The organism is Actinocatenispora thailandica (assembly GCF_016865425.1).
Taxonomy (GTDB): domain Bacteria; phylum Actinomycetota; class Actinomycetes; order Mycobacteriales; family Micromonosporaceae; genus Actinocatenispora; species Actinocatenispora thailandica.
The window spans coordinates 5,824,454-5,841,740 of the sequence record NZ_AP023355.1; the positions used below are offsets into that span (position 1 = coordinate 5,824,454).

The window sequence follows — 17,287 nt, forward strand, 5'->3', positions numbered from 1 at the left end:
TCAGGGTCGCGGGTCAGGGTGCGACCAGGGGTCGCACCCGATGCCGCTCGGGCGGCTCGTACCGCACCGTGGAGGCATACCTAGTTCCTATCGCATCCGACAGGAACCGACGATGAGCCGGGAGGCGGCCTCGATGACGACACAGACCGACACGACCTATCGGCGACTGCTGCGCAGCCGTACCGACCGGAAGGTGGTCGGCGTCTGCGGTGGCCTCGGCGAGTACTTCGACGTCGACCCGACGCTGGTCCGCATCGCGGTGGTACTGGGCGCGCTGTTCACCGGCGGCACCCTGGTCATCGCGTACCTGGCGGCGGCGCTGTTCATCCCGGAGAGCTGACGCTCCACCCCGGAGAGCTGACGCTCCGGCCGCTCGCCCCGGAGCGCCGACGCTCCGGTCGCGGAGCGCCGGCAGTTCGGCGAGAGCCCCACCCCCACCGACCGGGGCCGGACGCGGCCCCGGTCTCCCCCTGTCCGGGGGTCACTCCCACTCGATGGTGCCCGGCGGCTTGCTGGTGATGTCCAGGGTGACCCGGTTGACCTCCGGCACCTCGTTGGTGATCCGGGTGGAGATGCGGGCGAGCACCTCGTACGGCAGCTTGGCCCAGTCGGCGGTCATCGCGTCCTCGCTGACCACCGGGCGCAGCACCACCGGATGCCCGTACGTGCGACCGTCGCCCTGCACCCCGACGGAGCGCACGTCGGCCAGCAGTACCACCGGGAACTGCCAGATCTCGCCGTCCAGCCCGGCGGCGGTCAGTTCCTCGCGGGCCACCAGGTCGGCGGCGCGCAGCATGGCCAGCCGTTCCGGCGTCACCGCGCCGATGATCCGGATCGCCAGGCCGGGCCCCGGGAACGGGTGCCGCTGCACCATCTCGGTCGGCAGCCCCAGCTCCGCGCCGATCGCCCGCACCTCGTCCTTGAACAGCGTGCGCAGCGGCTCGACCAGGGTGAAGGCCAGGTCGTCGGGCAACCCGCCGACGTTGTGGTGCGACTTGATGTTGGCGGTGCCGGTGCCGCCACCGGACTCCACCACATCCGGATAGAGGGTGCCCTGCACCAGGAACTGCACGCCCTCGGCGGCGGCGACCTCGCGGGCGGCGGCCTCGAAGGTACGGATGAACTCGCGGCCGATGATCTTGCGCTTCTGCTCCGGGTCGGTGACACCGGCGAGCTGGCCGAGGAACGTCTCGGCCGCGTCGACGACCTTCAACTTGATCCCGGTGGCGGCCACGTAGTCGCGTTCGACCTGCTCCGCCTCGCCCGCACGCAGCAGCCCGTGGTCGACGAACACGCAGGTCAGCTGGTCGCCGATGGCCTTGTGGACGAGGGCCGCGGCGACCGCCGAATCGACCCCGCCGGACAGCGCGCACAGCACCGCCGCGTCGCCCACCTGGGCACGGATCGCGGCCACCTGGTCGTCGATGACCGAACCGGTGGTCCAGTTCGGGGTCAGCCCGGCCACGTCGAACAGGAAGCGGCGCAGCACGTCCTGACCGCGCGGGGTGTGCGCCACCTCCGGGTGGAACTGCACGCCGGCGAGCCGTTGCGCGGTGTTCTCGAACGCCGCGACCGGCGCGCCGGCCGAGTGCGCGGTCACCGCGAAACCGCCCGGCGCCACCGTCACCGCGTCGTTGTGACTCATCCACACCGACTGCTCCGCCGGCAGGTCGGCCAACACCGCGCCGGGCGTATCGACCACCAGCGGGGTACCGCCGAACTCGCGCCGGCCGGTCTGCGCCACCGTGCCGCCGAGCGCGCGGGCCATCGCCTGGAACCCGTAGCAGATGCCGAACACCGGCACCCCGGCGTCGAACAGGGCCGGGTCGACGCCCGGCGCGTCCTCGGCGTACACGCTGGCCGGGCCGCCGGACAGCACGATCGCGGCCGGGTCCCGGGCGAGCAGCTCGGACACCGATGCCGAATGGGGCACGATCTCGGAGTAGAGCTGCAGCTCGCGCACCCGCCGCGCGATCAGCTGCGCGTACTGCGCGCCGAAGTCGACGACCAGCACCGGACGCGGCACACCGGCCCGTGGCGTGTTTTCCATGGTCCGAGCGTAGCCAGCGAGCCGGACCGACCCGGCGCCGGGCGCATCCAGGCGGCCCCGCCCGGCCCGCACTCCGCCGGGCGCCAGGTCGCGGTGCCTGGCCTGCACGGCGCCGAGCACGGTGACCGGCACGGCGCCGAGCACAGCGGCCGGCGCGGCGCCGAGCACAGCGGCCGGCGCGGCGCCGAGCACAGCGGCCGGCGCGGCGCCGAGCACGGCGCCCTGCCGCGGCGGCCGGTCAGATGTCCCCGTACTTCGGCCTGGACAGCGGCGCCGACCCGTCGATGTGGGTACCGCTCGGCAGCGGGGTGAGCCAGAGCCGCCAGTCGTCCTGCACGTCCTTGCCCACCAGCTCCAGCCGGGCCCGCACCGGGGTGCGGGTGGTCCAGCCGTCGTACCGACCCAGGTAGGGCTTGTCGAAACTGCGCCAGGTCGGTCGGATCACCACCGACCAGCTCTTCGGATGCTTCGGGTCGGCGCGAACCGTCCCGGCGACGCCGACCGCCCAGTTCTGGAAGTACTGGTCCTGTTTCGGTTTCGGTAGCGTGGCCGCGACGGCTACCAGGCGTAGGCAGCTCTCGTCCTGGTGACAGGCGTCCTCCAACGCCCGGCGGGTGTCCGGGTCGCTGGCCCGGCCCAAACCCGCCACCCACCCGCTCAGGAACGTGTTGGCCTGACCCGCGGTCCCCGGCCGGCCCTGCTGCTCCAGCGGCGGCGGGGTGGGCACGGTGAACGCCGGCGCGCGCACCTCGGTCGTGGTCGACCCGCAGCCGGTCAGACCGGCCGCGGCCAGGCCAAGGGCGGCAAGGACACCAAGGGCGCGAGCAGTCGGACGCATACCGGCAGGGTATCGGCGCGACGCGAGGCGGGACACCGGACGCAACCGGTCCGATACCAGGCCGTGACCGCGGTTCCGGTTGCCGGCGCCGGCCCGGCGCGGTGAACTGTCGGGTATGGGGGAGATCCGGGTGGGGACCGCGTCCTGGACCGACCGGACGCTGCTCGACTCCGGCTGGTACCCGGCCTCGGCCGACAACCCGGAGCGGCGACTGAGCTACTACGCCAGCCGGTTCCCGCTGGTCGAGGTGGACGCCACGTACTACACGCCGCCGGCCGAGCGCACCGCGAGCAGTTGGGCCGCTCGTACGCCGGCCGGGTTCACCTTCACGATCAAGGCGTTCAGCCTGCTGACCGGGCACCCGACCCGGGTGTCGGCGATCTACAAGGACCTGCGGCCGGACACCGACAAGCGCAACGTGTACCCGAAGGACCTGCCCGCGCAGGCCCTGGAGGACTGCTGGGACCGGTTCCTCTCCGCGCTGGACCCGCTGGTGCAGGCCGGCAAGCTCGGCGGGATCCTGTTCCAGTTCCCGCCGTGGTTCACCATCCGGCGCGACAACAAGCAGTTCGTGCTGGAGTGCGCGCACCGGTGCGCACCGATCCCGGCACTGGTGGAGTTGCGCAACGCCAGCTGGTTCGACGGCGACAACGCCGACGAGACGCTGGAGTTGTTGTCCCGCAACGAGATCCCGTACGTGGCAGTCGACATGCCGCAGGGCCACCGCTCCTCGGTACCGCCGGTGCTGCGCGCCACCGCACCGATCTCGGTGATGCGCTTCCATGGCCACAGTTCACAGTGGACTAGCAAGGACATCCACCAGAAGTTCGGCTACCACTACTCCGACGCCGAACTCGCCGAGTGGGCGCCGCGGCTGGCCCGGCTCGCCGACGACTCGGACCGCACCTACGTCCTGCTGAACAACTGCTACCGCGACTACGCCCAGACCAACGCGACCCGCCTGACCGAACTGCTCGAAGCCGAACACGCCTCCGTCGCCCTCCCGTGACCGTCGAGGCGACCACCGCGACGGCCGACGTTCGCGACCCGAGCAGCCCGTCTCGATGTCGCCGGCCGCCTGGGAGGACCCAGAACGACCGTGACGGCAGGGCGGCGACGACGCGGGGTCGGTCCGCCAGAAGCCCGCATACCGCACCAGTGAGCGCTTAACCCGACAGCGTCACCGTGACTCGTCGATCATCGGCAGACCGCCCCCAATCCGGCAGCCGCCGGCACCCGAGAAATCTCGCGCGGGCCCGACCCGCATCCGACGCCCACACCCGCGAAGCCTTCCGTGCGCAGCTCCGACGGCTACAGTGCCCGCATGCAAGGGCTGCTGCGATGGGTCTCGACGATCGACTCCGCGGCCGAACGCGCCCTGCGCATCATCGAGTTCTTCGACCAACTGACCCGGCACGACGCCGACATCGAAGCGGTGACCCGCGCCACCGCGGTGATGGCCGAGGCGACGGCCGGCGCCGAGGACGACGTGCACGACGTCGCGTGCGCGATGACACCCGCCGGACGGCCGGCTCAGCAGACCGGCGCGAAAACGATCTCCCGGCCCGTCGTGCACGGCAACGAGGTGATCGGGCGAGTCTGGCTCGCGCGCGCCGAGGGCGACCTGGAGCGCGACTGGGACGATCTGGTGATGGAGCGGATGGCGTTGGCGATCGCCGCCGCCCACGCCAGGCGGCGGCCCCCCGAGCGCAACCTGGTCTCCGGGCCGACCGACCCCGCCATCGTGCAGTACCTCCTCGGTGGTGGGATCTCCGAGCCCGACGCCAGCCGGGCCGCCCAACTGCTCGGATTCCGGGCCGGTCAGCAGGTCAGGGTCGTCGTCGTTGCCTGCGCCGACCTTTCGAACCGCATGTCGGAGCTGCGTGCGGCGTTCGCGGGTTTCGTCGTCCTCGCCGCCCTGAGCGGGACCGACGCGGCGGTCATCGGGTCGCCGCTGCCGACGTCGATCACACTGCCGGACGGCACCACCGGCTGCGTCGGCCCCACCGTGCCAGTCGAGCACGCCGACGTCTCGTGGCGCTCCGCCCATCGCGGCCTGCGGTTCGCGGCGATGTCACCGAGCTGGCCGGCGCTGATCGACACCGCCGACCTGGGATGCCTGCTCGCGCTCGACGGGCTCGACCGTGACGGGATCAGGGAACTCGCGGATGTGCGGGCGGTGGGGGCGGTCGCCGCCGGTCGCCGCGGCAAGGAGGACCTCGACCTGCTCGACGTCATCTGCGCATCGAACTCGCTACGCGAAGCGGCCACTTCGGCGCACATGCACCACAGCAGCGTCAACTACCGAGCGCAGGCACTCGGCGCCCAACTCGGCATGAACCTCGGCACGGCCGTGGGGCGGTATCGGGCCAGAACGGCCCTGATCTTCTGGCGGCTGCACTGCCGATGAGTCCATTCCGCCATCTGGCGGAATTACGGACGGCTATTTCAGCCAGGTTCCGATGTCGTTACGCGCCGACGGTTGCGAGACTCGTTCCACCTTCCCGAACACCACCCGTAGCCGTTCGTGCGGCTGAGAGGACCTCGCATGTCCGGACGAACCCGGAGCACCTCAGGCCGGTTACTCGTTGTCGCCGCGTGCACCTCGATACTGGCGGTCCTGTCGGCGTGTGCTGCGAACCCCAACGAAGGCAGCGCATCGACGACCAGTTCGACGAAAGCCCACACCACCGGTAAGCCCTTGGCATCGGCCGAGTTCGTCAACCCGTTGCCGCAGTACCCGGCGTGGCGCACCATCGGCGACTGCATGGCGAGCGAGGCCAAGTCCCGCGGGATCGACTTCACCGAGAGCGGCCCGACCGGGGGCACTCTCGACGCCACCAAGATGATCCAGCAGATCCAGCAGGCGACCGCCGACAAGAAGGGCGCCATCATCACCTTCCCGGCCAGCGATGCCTTCACGCCGGTGCTGCAGAACGCGCGGAAGGCAGGCATCGTCACCGGCACGCTGTACGGCGATGGGGGTGACGTCGTCGTCGGCCCCAACTACACCAAGCTGGGCAAGATGTTCGTCGATGCCATCGCCAAGCGCCCCGGGCAGCAGAATCTCGGCCTGATGGCGCAGAGTGACACCGGCCAGGCCAAGCAGTGGACGGCCGGTGTCGTGGCCGCGGCGAAGGCCACGAGCAACGTCAAGGTCGTCGGGACCGTCTACACCAACGACGACGCCGCGAAGGCTCTCGACCAGGCCAACGCGCTGCTGACCGCGCACCCGGACATCAACGTGATCGCCAGCCACATGGGTTCCGTCACGCCCGGTGTCGTCGCCGCGATCAAGTCACGGAACCTGGTGGGCAAGGTCGTGTTCGTCGCGTCCGGCGCCGACAACGGCGGCAAGGAGGCGGTGGCGCACGGCATCGCGTACGGGGCATGGCTGCAGGGCCTGTGCGACGAGGGCAAGACCATCATCGACGCGGTCGCGGACAAGGCCGAGGGCAAGACGGTGCCGGCGCACATCGACGCCAAGGAGACCATCGGTACCAAGAAGAACCTCAGCACCCTGCTCGGGCAGGGTTGGGGGTGACCGATCCGATGACCGACGAACCACCTTCGGACACCGGCAGCAGTCCCGCCCTCCAGTTGCGGGGGATCACCAAGAGCTTCGGATCCGTGCAGGCGCTCGAACACGTCGACTTCTCGGCCTGGCCCGGGGAGATCCATGCGATCGTCGGCGACAACGGTGCCGGCAAGTCGACGATGCTCAAGATCGTCACCGGTATCCATCAGGCCGACACCGGCGAAATCCACCTCAACGGACGGCCGGTCGAGCTGCGCCACAACGCCACGACCGTGCAGGATCTCGGTGTTGCGGTGGTCTACCAGGATCTCGCCCTGGTCGAATGCCTGGACATCGCCCAGAACCTCTCGCTCGGGAGCCTGCCCCGCCGCTGGGGCATCGTGCTGGACCGGCAACGGATGGCGCGGGATGCGGCCAAGGTGCTCAGTGACCTCAAGGTGCGGGTCGGCGACGTCCACACACCCGTCGGCCTGCTCTCCGGCGGCCAGCGGCAGATCATCGCGATTGCTCGCGCCGTCCGGATGGACAAACCGCTGATCCTGCTCGACGAGCCGACCGCGGCCCTCGGCGTCCAGGAGTCGGCCCGCGTCGGGACGATCATGGAGGAGCTGCGCGCCGCCGGCAAGGCGGTGGTCTGCATCAGCCACGATCTCGAGTTCGTCTTCGCCCACGCCGACCGGGTCACCGTCCTCAGGCTGGGAGTGAGCGTCGGCACCCGCCGGACGGCGGACACCACTCGCGACGAAATCATCGGGCTCATCACCGGAGCGTTCCCCGGTGATCCGCGGCCCGTCCGAACCCAGAAGGATCCGGCATGACCGCCACCCAGCCGTCCTCGGCCGCAGACCAGGAGCCTGCCACCGCATCCCGGGGTGCGGAACCCGCCGCGGCTCACCGCAGCGTGCTGTCCAGAGCGCTGCTGCGGCAGGAACTCACGCTCGTGCTCGTCATCATCGCCATCGGCGCTGCGGCCTTCACGCGTAACCCCGAGTTCCTCAGCGGCCACAACGTGCTCGAACTGTTTCGCAGTTCCGTCATCTACTTCGTGATGGCCTGCGGTGCGGCCATGCTCAGCATCGGTGGCGGGCTTGACTTCTCGGTCGGCGGCGTTTTCACGCTCGGGGCCCTGAGCACCAGCCTCCTGCTGGTGCGGGATGTCCCGTGGCCGTTGGCGGTGCTGTTCGGGGTTGCGGTCGGTGCCCTGGTCGGGATCGTCAACCACCTCATCATCACCTACTGGCACGTCCCGCCGATCATCGCGACCCTGGGCACGTTCTTCGTACTGCTGGGCGTGAACGCGGAGGTCTCGCAGGGAGACGACGTGTTGCCGCTGCCGGACTCGTTCACGAAGTTGGGACAGGGCAACGTCCTGGGCGTTCCCAACGTCGTGCTCTATGCCGTCGTCGTCGGCGTCGTCTGCTGGTTCGTGCTGGAACGCACCCGGTTCGGGGTGAACGTTCGTGCCCTCGGCGGCAACCGGCAAGCAGCGGTCCAGAACGGGCTTCGGGTGGTGCGGCTCAACCTCGCCCTCTACGCGATCGCCGGGGCGACCGGGAGCCTGGCCGGAATCATCTACACCGCACGCGTCGGCGCCGGCCAGGTGCAGGCCGGTGGCGCAACCACGACCCTCAACGTCGTCACCGCCGTCCTCATCGGCGGAGTGAGCCTGTTCGGCGGCCTCGGCACGATCACCGGTGTGGCGTTCGGTGCCCTCCTGCTGTCGACCGTGGACAACGCGCTGATCGTCGCGCAGGTGCCGCCGGCCTACAACAACATCATCGTCGGTGCCATCCTCATCGGCGCGGTCGGGATCGATCACCTGCGCCGCAAGCGTTTGTACCGGCGGGGCTGACGCGATGACCACGAACTGGACGGTGCAGGCACGCCACGTGGATCCCGAGCTCGCGGCGATGCAGGTCCTCTCCCCGCGGATCACGCTGGACGACCTCACTGCCGCCCGCGAGCTGGAGCAGACGCTGGCGACACAGACGACCCGGCAGCCGGACGACGTCGAAGTCCTGGAGCTGGTCGGAGAGCGCCGGGACGGTACGGCGCTCGCGATGCGGCTGTACCGGCCCGCCCGATGGCGCGGCGCCACGCTGCCGGTGCTCCTGTTCATCCACGGCGGCAGCTTCGTCACCGGCGGGCTGCACAGCGAGGACAACCGCTGCATCCACTACGCGCGGGAGGCCCAGGTCGCCGTCGTCGCGGTGGACTACCGCCTCGCCCCCGAGCATCCCTTTCCGGCCGCGGTCGAGGACTGCCAGGACGCGCTCGGCTGGATCGTCGAGCATGCGCGCACTCTCGGCTGCGATCCGGCCAGAATCGCGCTCGGTGGCCTGAGCGCTGGCGGCTGCCTCGGCGCGGCACTGGCCCTGTGGACAGCCGAGCATCGGGACATCCGGCCCGTCTTCCTGATGCTGCTGTTCCCGGTGCTCGATGCGCGGCTCGCGACGCCGTCGGTCAACGAATTCACCGACACCCCGGTGCTCATCGCCGACACCGTCCACCGGCTGTGGAACCTCTACCTCGGCGAACCCGGCCAGCGCGCGGCGCCACTGCCGCCGCTCGCGTCCCCGGCCGAGGCCACCGACGTGCACGGCTTCCCGCCGACGCTGATGGTCACCGCCCAGTACGACCCGCTGCGGGACGAGGGGCTCGCGTTCGCGGCTCGGCTGGCAGGCGCCGGCGTACCCGTCGACCTGCACCACTTCGGCCGGGGATTCCATTCCTTCGACTCGTTCGATGCCACCCGGCTGGGACTGGAGTGCCTGGACATCCAGGTACGCGCTCTGCAGCGAGCCCTCGCCCCGTGACCGTGTCCAGGAGCCGTCCGATGGAGACATCCGCGCGTCAGCCGAACCTCGATCCGGCCGCCGCACTGGTCATCGAACACATGGCGCAGACCATGAACATCGATCCCGACTCGGCGCCCGAACAGGTGCGCGGCGACTTCGCCGCGACGACCGCCTGGTTGCGGGAGCCGTCCTCGCCCGCCGCGGGCATCCGCAGCGAGGACCGCACCATCGACGGGCCGGACACCTCGGTGCCGGTACGGCTCTACACGCCGCCGAGTAGGAGCACCCCGGACACCGTCGTCTACATGCATGGCGGCGGCTGGGTCGTCGGCGGGCTCGACACCGCCGACGTGACCGCACGCAACCTCTGCAGCATCGTGGGTGCGACGGTCGTGTCCGTCGGCTACCGGCTCGCTCCGGAACACCCGTTCCCGGCAGCGACCACGGACTGTGCCACGGTCATCCGCTGGGCGGCCGGCCGTCAGCCACGATGGCTGGGTGTGGCGGGCGACAGCGCAGGGGGGAACCTCGCCGCGGCCATGGCCAACGAGTTCCCGGATCTCATCGATGGCCAGCTGCTGCTCTACCCGGCGCTCGATCCCCGGCAGGACACCGCGTCCTACCGCACGTTCGCCGAGGGGTACCAGCTCACCAGCGCCGCCATGGACTACTACTGGCGCTCTTACACGACACCGGAACAGTCCCAGCACCCCACCGCGGCGCCCGCCTTGCACGGCGAGCTGTCCTCCGCTCCCGCGGCGGTCGTAGCGACGGCACACTTCGACCCGTTGCACGACGAAGGCCGGGCCTATGCGGTACGCCTGGTCGAGGCCGGTGTGCCGACCGTCTACCTACCGGCCGCCACCCTGCCGCACGGCTGGGCCGACATGACCGACCGGGTGCCGGCCGCGGCACGTGCGCTGCGCTCGGCGGTGTCGGCTTTCGCGGAACTGCGCAACCGAGCGGTCCAGGAACCCTGAGGAGGCTCGGCGCACCCGAACCGTCCTGGTACCGCGTTGCCACTCGGCGCCGCCGACCGTGTCGAACGCCGCCGCCAGCCCCGACGATACGACCGCGTGCGATCCCATCGGGCGGTGCCGCCCACCCAACCCGCTGCTCGACGATACGAAAGGCGTGTCACCGCCATGACCGAGCTGACCTCCGCGACGACCGACCGGCTGGACCCGCGCGTGGCGACCGTCGCCTACGACCGTTCTGCGTTGCAGGTCGGCATCGTCCACTTCGGCGTCGGGGGCTTCCACCGATCCCACCAGCAGGTCTACCTCGACGCGATCGCCGCCAGCGGCGAAACCGACTGGGGTGTCTGCGGGGTGGGTCTGCTGCCACCGGACGCCGCGGCCCGCGACGCGGCCCACGCGCAGGATGGTCTCTATGTCCTGACCACCAGCGCGCCCGACGGCACCCGGCAGGCACAGGTGATCGGCACGCTGATCCGCTACCTGTTCGGACCCGACGATCCGGCCGCGGTTCTGGACGTCCTGGCTGCCGCATCGACCCGGATCGTTTCACTGACCATCACCGAAGGTGGCTACGGCATCGACGACGCCACCGGAGAGTTCGATCCGCACGACGAACTCACCCTCCTGGACCTGGCCGGTGCCACCATCCCGCACAGCGCCTTCGGCTACCTCACCGAAGCACTCCGGCGCCGCCGGGCCGAAGGCACCCCACCCTTCACGGTTCTGTCCTGCGACAACATGCAGGGCAACGGGCACACCGCCAAGAAGGCGGTCGTCTCGTTCGCGCGGGCACGAGACCCGCAGCTCGCCGACTGGATCGACGCCACGGTGAGCTTCCCGTCCTGCATGGTGGATCGCATCACCCCGGTGCCCACGGCCGAGGCCCGCCGTGCGTTGCGGGACGAGTACGGGGTCGAGGATCGTTGGGCGCTGCGGTCGGAGAGTTTCATCCAGTGGGTCGTCGAGGACGACTTCCCGGCGGGCCGGCCGGATCTGGCATCGGTGGGTGTCCAGCTGGTCCCCGACGTCGAGCCGTACGAGCTGATGAAGCTACGGCTGCTGAACGCCTCGCACCAGGCGATGAGCCATCTCGGCCTCCTCGACGGTCGAACGTGGGTGCACGACGTGTGCGCTGACCCGACCTACGTCGCGTTCCTGCGCCGCTACATGGAAACCGAAGCCGTCCCGACGTTGCGCCCGGTGCCTGGCGTCGACCTGCCGGCGTACTGCGACCAGTTGATCGAACGGTTCGCGGGGGTGGCGGTGCGGGACACCCTCGCGCGCCGTGCCGTCGACGCGTCGGACCGGCTGCCGAAGTTCCTGATCCCGGTACTTCGCCGGCAGCTCGCCGACGGCGGGCCGATCGACTGCTGCGTGCTGGTGCTCGCCGCGTGGAGCAGGTGCCTCGAAGGTGGCCTGCCGGCGAACGCGGTGACCATCACCGACCGGAGAGCGGACGAGCTGCTGGCGCTCGTCGCGCAGGAACGGACGCACCCGGGTGCGCTGCTGGAGTTCGCTCCCGTCTTCGGTGACCTGGGTACCAATCACAGGCTGGTCACCAGCTACCTGGCAGCCCGCGAACAGCTGGCACGCCACGGTCCGCGCTTCGCGATGCGGGCCCTGTCCGGGGACCGAACAGGCTGATCGCCGGGCCGGCCCGGGTATCCGCCCCGCGCCGGCGTCGGCCACCCGGGCGGCTCGGTCTCCTGTCCTGCGAGCCTGCGGCCGGGCCGCCGTGCTCGACGAGGAGCTCGCGACCCGGCCCGGCCCGTCCGAACGCACGGTCAGAGTGGGTCGCCGGTCAGGGTGTAGCGGGTGCCGTACTCGGGGACGAGGCGGCGGGTGCCGATCGGCGGGTGCAGCCGGGTCGGCTCGGTGGTGTGGATCGGCGCGACCGTGGCCGGGTGGATGCGTTGCACCATCCGGTGCAGGTCGTCCTGCGAGGCGTGGCCGGAACAGCCGATCGTGTGCAGCGGTACGGACAGCGTCGCGAGCCAGCCGGTCAGCAGCGACCACCGCGGGTCGAACGCGCCGAGCGGCTCACCGTTGGCGTGCACGTACGCGGAGTCCACCGACAGCGGTAGGTCCAGCAGCGCCGGGAACTCGTACGGCTCGGGCGCGACGACGAAGTCACCGGGCGCGGCGTGCAACTGCGCCGGCGGTACCGAGTCCGCGGACTCGGCGGCGACGCCCAGCCGGTTCAGGAACGCGGCCACCTGGGCGGGCCACAGCAGGCGCCGGCCGGCCGTCTCGGTGCACGCGACGAACTCGGCCGCCCGCTCGACGTCCCGCGGGTACAGCGCGAGCAGGATCAGGCCGCTCGTCTCGCGCAACAGGGTGCGGTACGAGGCGGCGACGTCGTCCTCGTCCCGGGGCCGGCCGTCGGCGGCCGGCCAGCCCAGCGTGGTGCCCTCGGTGACGAGCAGATCGCAGCCGGCCGCCCGGTCCACGAAGGACTCCGAGCGGTCCGGATGCCGGCCGTGGAACCGGATGTCACCGGTGTAGGCGAGCACCCCGTCCGGGGTACGGACCAGGTAACCGCTGGCCCCGGGCACGTCGTGATCGACCGGGACGCACTCGACGCTGATTTCTCCACAGTGGACGATCTCGCCGTCGTGGAGGGGCCGCCAGGCCGGCTCCCGGCCGGGCAGCCCGGCACCGGTGTCGGCCAGCGCCGCCAGCAACCGGACCGCGTCGTGATGCGCGTGCACCCCGAGGTCCGGGCGGACGAAGCCGGCCAGGCCGACGTGGTCCAGGTGCGGGTGGCTGACGAACACCGCGGTCTCGCCCGCCGGCTGGGCCAGCGCGGCCAGCTCGCGATCCTCGTCGGCGCCCGGCAGCAGGGCCGGGTCGAACAGCCCGGGGATGCGCGGCGCGGCGCCGACCCGCAGCCGGTCCGCGAGGTCGCGGCCCGGCCGCGGCGTCACCGGCGCGCGGAACAGGTCGCCGCCGGCCGGGATGTCCAGGCCGATGTCCAGCAGCACCCGGTGTCCGCCGTGGCTGACCAGGATCTTGCTCGATCCGATGACCCCGAGCCCGCCAAAGAACTCCACAGTGGACACACACATCTCCCGAAACTGGTTGGGTACCGGCCGAGCCACCGCCCGGAGGGGCCGTCAGCCGACCTGGTGGCTCGCGGCGAAACCGGCCGGATCCGCCGCCCAGCTGCGGACACCGGGCAGCAGGTCGTCCACGACCCGCCCGGACAGCTGCGCCGGCCCGGCCTGCCGGCCGAACCGGTCAACATACCCACCGATCGCGCCGAGCCGCAACGCGGGTGCGATGTCGTTGCGCCAGTGGTCGCCGAGGCTGAGCAGCCGCCACGGCTGGCCGGCCGCGCCGATCGAGCGCAGCAGCCGGGTCGCCAGCGGTACCAGCCCGTCCGGCTTGTGCGCGCTGAACACGACCTCGGCGAACAGGTTCGCCACCCCGAGCCGGTCGAGCAGTGCGACCAGGCCGTCTCGGGGGCTGTTCGTCGCGAGGACCGGAAGGTACCGGTCCCGCAGCTCGGTCACCAGCCGCACCAACGGTTCCGAGACCGTGACCGGCACGGTGCCGTCGGCCATCCCGTACCGGGAGCGGAGGAACGCGGCGTCGGCGAGCCGGCGCGGGACGGTACCGGCGATCGCCCGTACCGCCTCCCAGCCGTCGGCGGCGACGATCGGCGAGGTGCCCGCCAGGTACGCCTCGACGCCCGGAACCAGGCCCGCATCGCCGGTCAGCGCGGCCAGTTCGGCGGCGTAGCACCGGATCGGCTCGTCGCCGGTGTAGAGCGTGCCGTCCAGGTCGACCAGCAGGATGCCTTCGATCACTTCAGACCCCCGGCCGCCGAGTACGCGCCGGTGACGAAGTGTCGTTGCAGCGCGAGGAAGATGGCGAGCACCGGGATGGTGGTGAAGGTGACCGCGGCGGACAGGCCGGTCCAGTCGGTGCCCTCGGCGCCGTAGAACGTGGCCAGGCCGACCTCCACCGGCTGCACCGAGGTGGAGGAGGTCATGATGAACGGCCACACGAACGCGTTCCACGAACCCATGAACACGTTGAGCGCGACGATGATGACCGCCGGGCGGACCAGTGGCACCCCGATCGACCACAGGGTGCGCAGCCTGCCGGCGCCGTCCAGCTCGGCGGCGTCGAACAGTTCGGCCGGCAGCCCGGCGAAGAACTGCCGGACCAGGAAGATGCCGAACACGCTGCCACCGAACGGGATGATCTGGATCCAGTAGCTGTCCAGCCAGTCGATGGTCTGCGCGATCACGTAGTCCGGGATCAGCAGCACCGTCTGCGGCACCATCATCACCGCGAGCACCACGGTGAACAGCGCGGTACGGCCGCGGAAGCGCAGCACGCCGAACGCGTAGCCGGCCAGTACCGAGGTGACCACGGCGAGCACCACCGTGCACAGCGCGATCAGGACGGTGTTGCCGAACAGCCGAACCCACGGTGCCGCCGCCCAGGCCCGGGCGTAGTTCGCCCAGTGCCAGTGCGGCAGCAGCGACGGCGGGAACTTGTACACGTCGCCGGTGCGGGCCAGCGACGTGACCAGCACCCACCAGAACGGCCCCAGGAACGCCAGCCCGACGACGACCGCCACGACACGGCGCAGTACCGGGCCGGCCACTCGTCGCCGGGTTGCCATCTACTGCCCCGACTTCATCGCGTCGACGGCCTGTTGCTGGGCCGAACCCAGCGCCGCGGACGCTGACTGCTTGCCGGTGATCGCGGACTGCATCGCCACCGCGAGCATGCCCTGCGCCTGCGTGATCCACGGGTACGGCGGGTCGGCCTTGGCGGTCGTCAGTGCCTGCGCGGCGAACTTCTGGTACGGGTTCTTCGTGATGAAGTCGGTCATCTTCGGCAGCGCGGACGGCGTCACCGGCAGGTAGCCCGAGTTCTCCGCCCAGTACGCCTGGGAGTCGGCCGAGGTGAGGAACTTCAGGAAGGTCCAGGCCGCCGTGCGCTCCGCGTCGGACGCCTTGGCGAACAGCACGATGTTGGTGCCGGCCATCTGGTTCGCCCGGGTGCCACCGGGGCCGGTCGGCAGCGGCGCGGTGCCCATCGGGAACTTCCCGCCGACCGCCTTGGCGTTGTAGTAGTAGCTCGCGACGCTGGAGACGTCGAAGCCGCCCTTGCCGGCGCCGAGCGCGACCTGGCCCGGGTAGTTCTTGCCGAGCGTCAGCGCACCGGCCTTCTTCAACCCCACCAGGTAGTTCATCGCCTTGACCGCGGCCGGGCTGGTGAACTGCGGCTTGCCGTCGGCGGCGAACACCGGCGTGCCGTACGCCTGGGACAGGATCTCGAACCACGCCTCCCCGCCGGCGGGCCCGGCCGAGCCGCCCGGGTCGATCGCGATGCCGACGGTACCGTTGCCGGACACCGCCTTCGCCGTCGCGGCGAACTCGTCCCAGGTCTTCGGCGCGCTCCTGCCCTTGGCGGACAACAGCTTCTTGTTGTAGTACTGGATGACCACGCTCTTGTTGAACGGCCACATGTATAGCTTGTGGTCGGCCGGCAGGTAGAGGTCGTGGCGCACGCTCGGATACAGCGAATCGACGTCGGCCGGCTTGGCGTAGTCGGTCAGCGGCACCACCACGTTGCTCTTGGCGAAGGTGGCCGCCCAGTCCGAGTAGACCTGTCCGATCGTCGGTGGCTTGCCGGCGGACAGCGCCGCGGTCTCCTTGTTGTGCAGCGTGCCGTAGTCCGGCTCGACCTGCAGCTGGACGTCGATGTCGGGGTGCGCCTTCTCGAACCGCTTGGTCAGCGTCTGCATCGAGGTCTTGAGCGTGCCGGAGCTCATCGCCTCCATGAAGGTGATCGTGGTCTTGCCGGACGACGAACCCGATCCGCAGGCGGCGAGCCCGCCCGCGCCGAGCGCGCACACCGCGAGCGCGGCGGCGACACGAGTCTTATGCACTGGTACTCCTAGGGGGTGTCTTCATGGCTCCGCCCGGGCGAGCCGGAGTCCGTTTGTCCGCTCGCAAGGCGGAGGTGCGGGTGCATACCGGTGTCGTATGTGCCCGCGCCGACAACGCGGCGAGCGGGCGAACGGGCCCGGCGCAGCCGGGTGGCTGGCTGTGCAGACACCTCCTAGCTGAGGGTGGACCGACGGGTACGGAACTGCAGCAACGTGAACAGCGCGGTGACGAGGAACAGCACGACGGCGAGCGCCGCCGCGTAACCGGTGTGGAAGAAGACGAACGCCTCCTGGTAGAGCAGGTAGCTCAGCGTGGTGGTGGCGTGTGCCGGGCCGCCCTCGGTCATCACGAAGAACTGGGTGAACGCCTGCAGCGAGGAGATCGTCGAGATGGTGACGACGAACAGGGTGACCGGCCGCAGCTGGGGCCAGGTGACGTACCAGAACTCCTGCCAGCGGTTCGCCCCGTCGACCCGGGCCGCCTCGCCCAGCTCGCCGCTGACCACGGCGAGCCCGCCGAGGAAGATCACCACGGTGAACCCGACCTCGTGCCACAGGCTGTAGGTCAGGATCGCCGGCATCGCGGTGCTGGACGAGTCGAGCCAGTCCACCGCCGGCAGGTGCAGCCACCGCAGGATCGCGTTGGCCAGGCCGAACTGCGGGTTGAAGATCCACACCCAGACGATCGAGGTGGCCACCAGCGGCGTCACGTGCGGCACGAACACCGCCACCCGCACCCCGGAGAGCCAGGCGCCGCCGCGGGACAGCAGCAGCGCGATCGCCAGCGAGATCGCGGTGCCGCCGATCACCATGCCGGCGGTGAAGTACAGCGAGGTCAGCGCGCTCGCCGCGAACGACGGGGTGGAGTGCGCGAACAGCCGGCGATAGTTGTCCGCGCCGATGAACGTCGACTGCGACACGTTCAGCGGGTTCCAGTCGAACAGGCTGATCACGAACGTGTACCCGGTCGGCAGGATGGTGAAGACCGCGAAGATCACCAGCGCCGGCAGGCTGAACAGCACCGCCGTCGGCCCGGAGCGGTCACGGGACCGGCGCCGGCTCCGCACCGCGACCCCACGCCGGCTGGGTCGGTCTAGCTGCGTTGTCGCCACGGCAGTCGCGCGTCCTCTTCCCGCCTCGCACTTCCAATTTTCGGGAAGTTAAGGCGC

General features: G+C 70.7%; 16 protein-coding genes. 9 read left to right on the plus strand and 7 right to left on the minus strand.

The window, feature by feature from the left end:
- Positions 1 to 133 precede the first annotated feature (133 nt).
- A complete protein-coding gene (locus tag Athai_RS25970; RefSeq protein WP_203963927.1) occupies positions 134 to 340 on the plus strand; it encodes a PspC domain-containing protein in 207 nt (68 codons plus the stop codon).
- A 141-nt stretch (positions 341 to 481) separates the two neighbouring features.
- Here Athai_RS25970 and guaA read toward each other — a convergent pair whose 3' ends face one another.
- Both guaA and Athai_RS25980 read right to left on the minus strand, forming a co-directional pair.
- On the minus strand, positions 482 to 2,050 hold the full coding sequence (gene guaA / locus Athai_RS25975) for a glutamine-hydrolyzing GMP synthase (protein ID WP_203963928.1): 1,569 nt from the start codon (positions 2,048 to 2,050) through the stop codon (positions 482 to 484).
- A gap of 238 nt (positions 2,051 to 2,288) precedes the next feature.
- Positions 2,289 to 2,888, minus strand: a complete 600-nt coding sequence (locus Athai_RS25980; protein WP_203963929.1) for a hypothetical protein — start codon at positions 2,886 to 2,888, stop codon at positions 2,289 to 2,291.
- 115 nt (positions 2,889 to 3,003) lie between these two features.
- Here Athai_RS25980 and Athai_RS25985 point away from each other — a divergent pair, with 115 nt between their 5' ends.
- From Athai_RS25985 to Athai_RS26020, 8 genes are all read left to right on the plus strand, one after another.
- Positions 3,004 to 3,897 carry a DUF72 domain-containing protein gene (locus tag Athai_RS25985; protein ID WP_203963930.1) on the plus strand — a complete coding sequence of 298 codons (894 nt, stop codon included), beginning with the start codon at positions 3,004 to 3,006 and terminating at the stop codon, positions 3,895 to 3,897.
- Between the two features lie 315 nt (positions 3,898 to 4,212).
- Entirely contained in the window at positions 4,213 to 5,298 is a 1,086-nt protein-coding gene (locus Athai_RS25990; RefSeq protein ID WP_203963931.1) for a CdaR family protein, read from the plus strand.
- A gap of 291 nt (positions 5,299 to 5,589) precedes the next feature.
- Positions 5,590 to 6,432, plus strand: coding sequence for a sugar ABC transporter substrate-binding protein (locus Athai_RS25995; protein ID WP_203963932.1), 843 nt, complete (start codon positions 5,590 to 5,592; stop codon positions 6,430 to 6,432).
- Positions 6,429 to 7,244 (plus strand): ATP-binding cassette domain-containing protein, encoded by an 816-nt coding sequence (locus tag Athai_RS26000; protein ID WP_239157171.1) that lies wholly within the window; start codon positions 6,429 to 6,431, stop codon positions 7,242 to 7,244. Before Athai_RS25995 ends, Athai_RS26000 begins: the two co-directional genes overlap by 4 nt.
- Positions 7,241 to 8,278 carry an ABC transporter permease gene (locus Athai_RS26005; RefSeq protein WP_203963933.1) on the plus strand — a complete coding sequence of 346 codons (1,038 nt, stop codon included), beginning with the start codon at positions 7,241 to 7,243 and terminating at the stop codon, positions 8,276 to 8,278. Before Athai_RS26000 ends, Athai_RS26005 begins: the two co-directional genes overlap by 4 nt.
- A gap of 4 nt (positions 8,279 to 8,282) precedes the next feature.
- Positions 8,283 to 9,242 (plus strand): alpha/beta hydrolase, encoded by a 960-nt coding sequence (locus Athai_RS26010; protein ID WP_203963934.1) that lies wholly within the window; start codon positions 8,283 to 8,285, stop codon positions 9,240 to 9,242.
- Positions 9,243 to 9,262: 20 nt separating this feature from the next.
- The gene (locus tag Athai_RS26015; protein WP_203963935.1) at positions 9,263 to 10,204 is read left to right on the plus strand and encodes an alpha/beta hydrolase; all 942 of its coding nucleotides are present in this window, start codon (positions 9,263 to 9,265) and stop codon (positions 10,202 to 10,204) included.
- 165 nt (positions 10,205 to 10,369) lie between these two features.
- Positions 10,370 to 11,848 carry a mannitol dehydrogenase family protein gene (locus Athai_RS26020; protein WP_203963936.1) on the plus strand — a complete coding sequence of 493 codons (1,479 nt, stop codon included), beginning with the start codon at positions 10,370 to 10,372 and terminating at the stop codon, positions 11,846 to 11,848.
- Between the two features lie 140 nt (positions 11,849 to 11,988).
- Here Athai_RS26020 and Athai_RS26025 read toward each other — a convergent pair whose 3' ends face one another.
- From Athai_RS26025 to Athai_RS26045, 5 genes are all read right to left on the minus strand, one after another.
- Positions 11,989 to 13,266: an MBL fold metallo-hydrolase gene (locus Athai_RS26025; RefSeq protein WP_203963937.1), complete on the minus strand. Its 1,278-nt coding sequence runs from the start codon at positions 13,264 to 13,266 to the stop codon at positions 11,989 to 11,991.
- Positions 13,267 to 13,320: 54 nt separating this feature from the next.
- Positions 13,321 to 14,016 carry an HAD family hydrolase gene (locus Athai_RS26030; RefSeq protein ID WP_203963938.1) on the minus strand — a complete coding sequence of 232 codons (696 nt, stop codon included), beginning with the start codon at positions 14,014 to 14,016 and terminating at the stop codon, positions 13,321 to 13,323.
- Complete coding sequence (locus Athai_RS26035; RefSeq protein WP_203963939.1) at positions 14,013 to 14,843, minus strand: carbohydrate ABC transporter permease; 831 nt, start codon at positions 14,841 to 14,843, stop codon at positions 14,013 to 14,015. Before Athai_RS26035 ends, Athai_RS26030 begins: the two co-directional genes overlap by 4 nt.
- Positions 14,844 to 16,118, minus strand: a complete 1,275-nt coding sequence (locus Athai_RS26040; protein WP_203963940.1) for an ABC transporter substrate-binding protein — start codon at positions 16,116 to 16,118, stop codon at positions 14,844 to 14,846. It abuts the gene before it with no gap.
- A 173-nt stretch (positions 16,119 to 16,291) separates the two neighbouring features.
- Positions 16,292 to 17,185, minus strand: a complete 894-nt coding sequence (locus tag Athai_RS26045; protein WP_203963941.1) for a carbohydrate ABC transporter permease — start codon at positions 17,183 to 17,185, stop codon at positions 16,292 to 16,294.
- Positions 17,186 to 17,287: the final 102 nt, after the last annotated feature.

Coding starts and splice junctions, on each gene's coding strand:
- Athai_RS26010 (WP_203963934.1), top strand. CDS start 8,283: ATGACCACGAACTGGACGGTGCAGGCACGCCACGTGGATCCCGAGCTC.
- Athai_RS25985 (WP_203963930.1), top strand. CDS start 3,004: ATGGGGGAGATCCGGGTGGGGACCGCGTCCTGGACCGACCGGACGCTG.
- Athai_RS26020 (WP_203963936.1), top strand. CDS start 10,370: ATGACCGAGCTGACCTCCGCGACGACCGACCGGCTGGACCCGCGCGTG.
- guaA (WP_203963928.1), bottom strand. CDS start 2,050: ATGGAAAACACGCCACGGGCCGGTGTGCCGCGTCCGGTGCTGGTCGTC.
- Athai_RS25970 (WP_203963927.1), top strand. CDS start 134: ATGACGACACAGACCGACACGACCTATCGGCGACTGCTGCGCAGCCGT.
- Athai_RS26035 (WP_203963939.1), bottom strand. CDS start 14,843: ATGGCAACCCGGCGACGAGTGGCCGGCCCGGTACTGCGCCGTGTCGTG.
- Athai_RS25990 (WP_203963931.1), top strand. CDS start 4,213: ATGCAAGGGCTGCTGCGATGGGTCTCGACGATCGACTCCGCGGCCGAA.
- Athai_RS26005 (WP_203963933.1), top strand. CDS start 7,241: ATGACCGCCACCCAGCCGTCCTCGGCCGCAGACCAGGAGCCTGCCACC.
- Athai_RS26015 (WP_203963935.1), top strand. CDS start 9,263: ATGGAGACATCCGCGCGTCAGCCGAACCTCGATCCGGCCGCCGCACTG.
- Athai_RS25980 (WP_203963929.1), bottom strand. CDS start 2,888: ATGCGTCCGACTGCTCGCGCCCTTGGTGTCCTTGCCGCCCTTGGCCTG.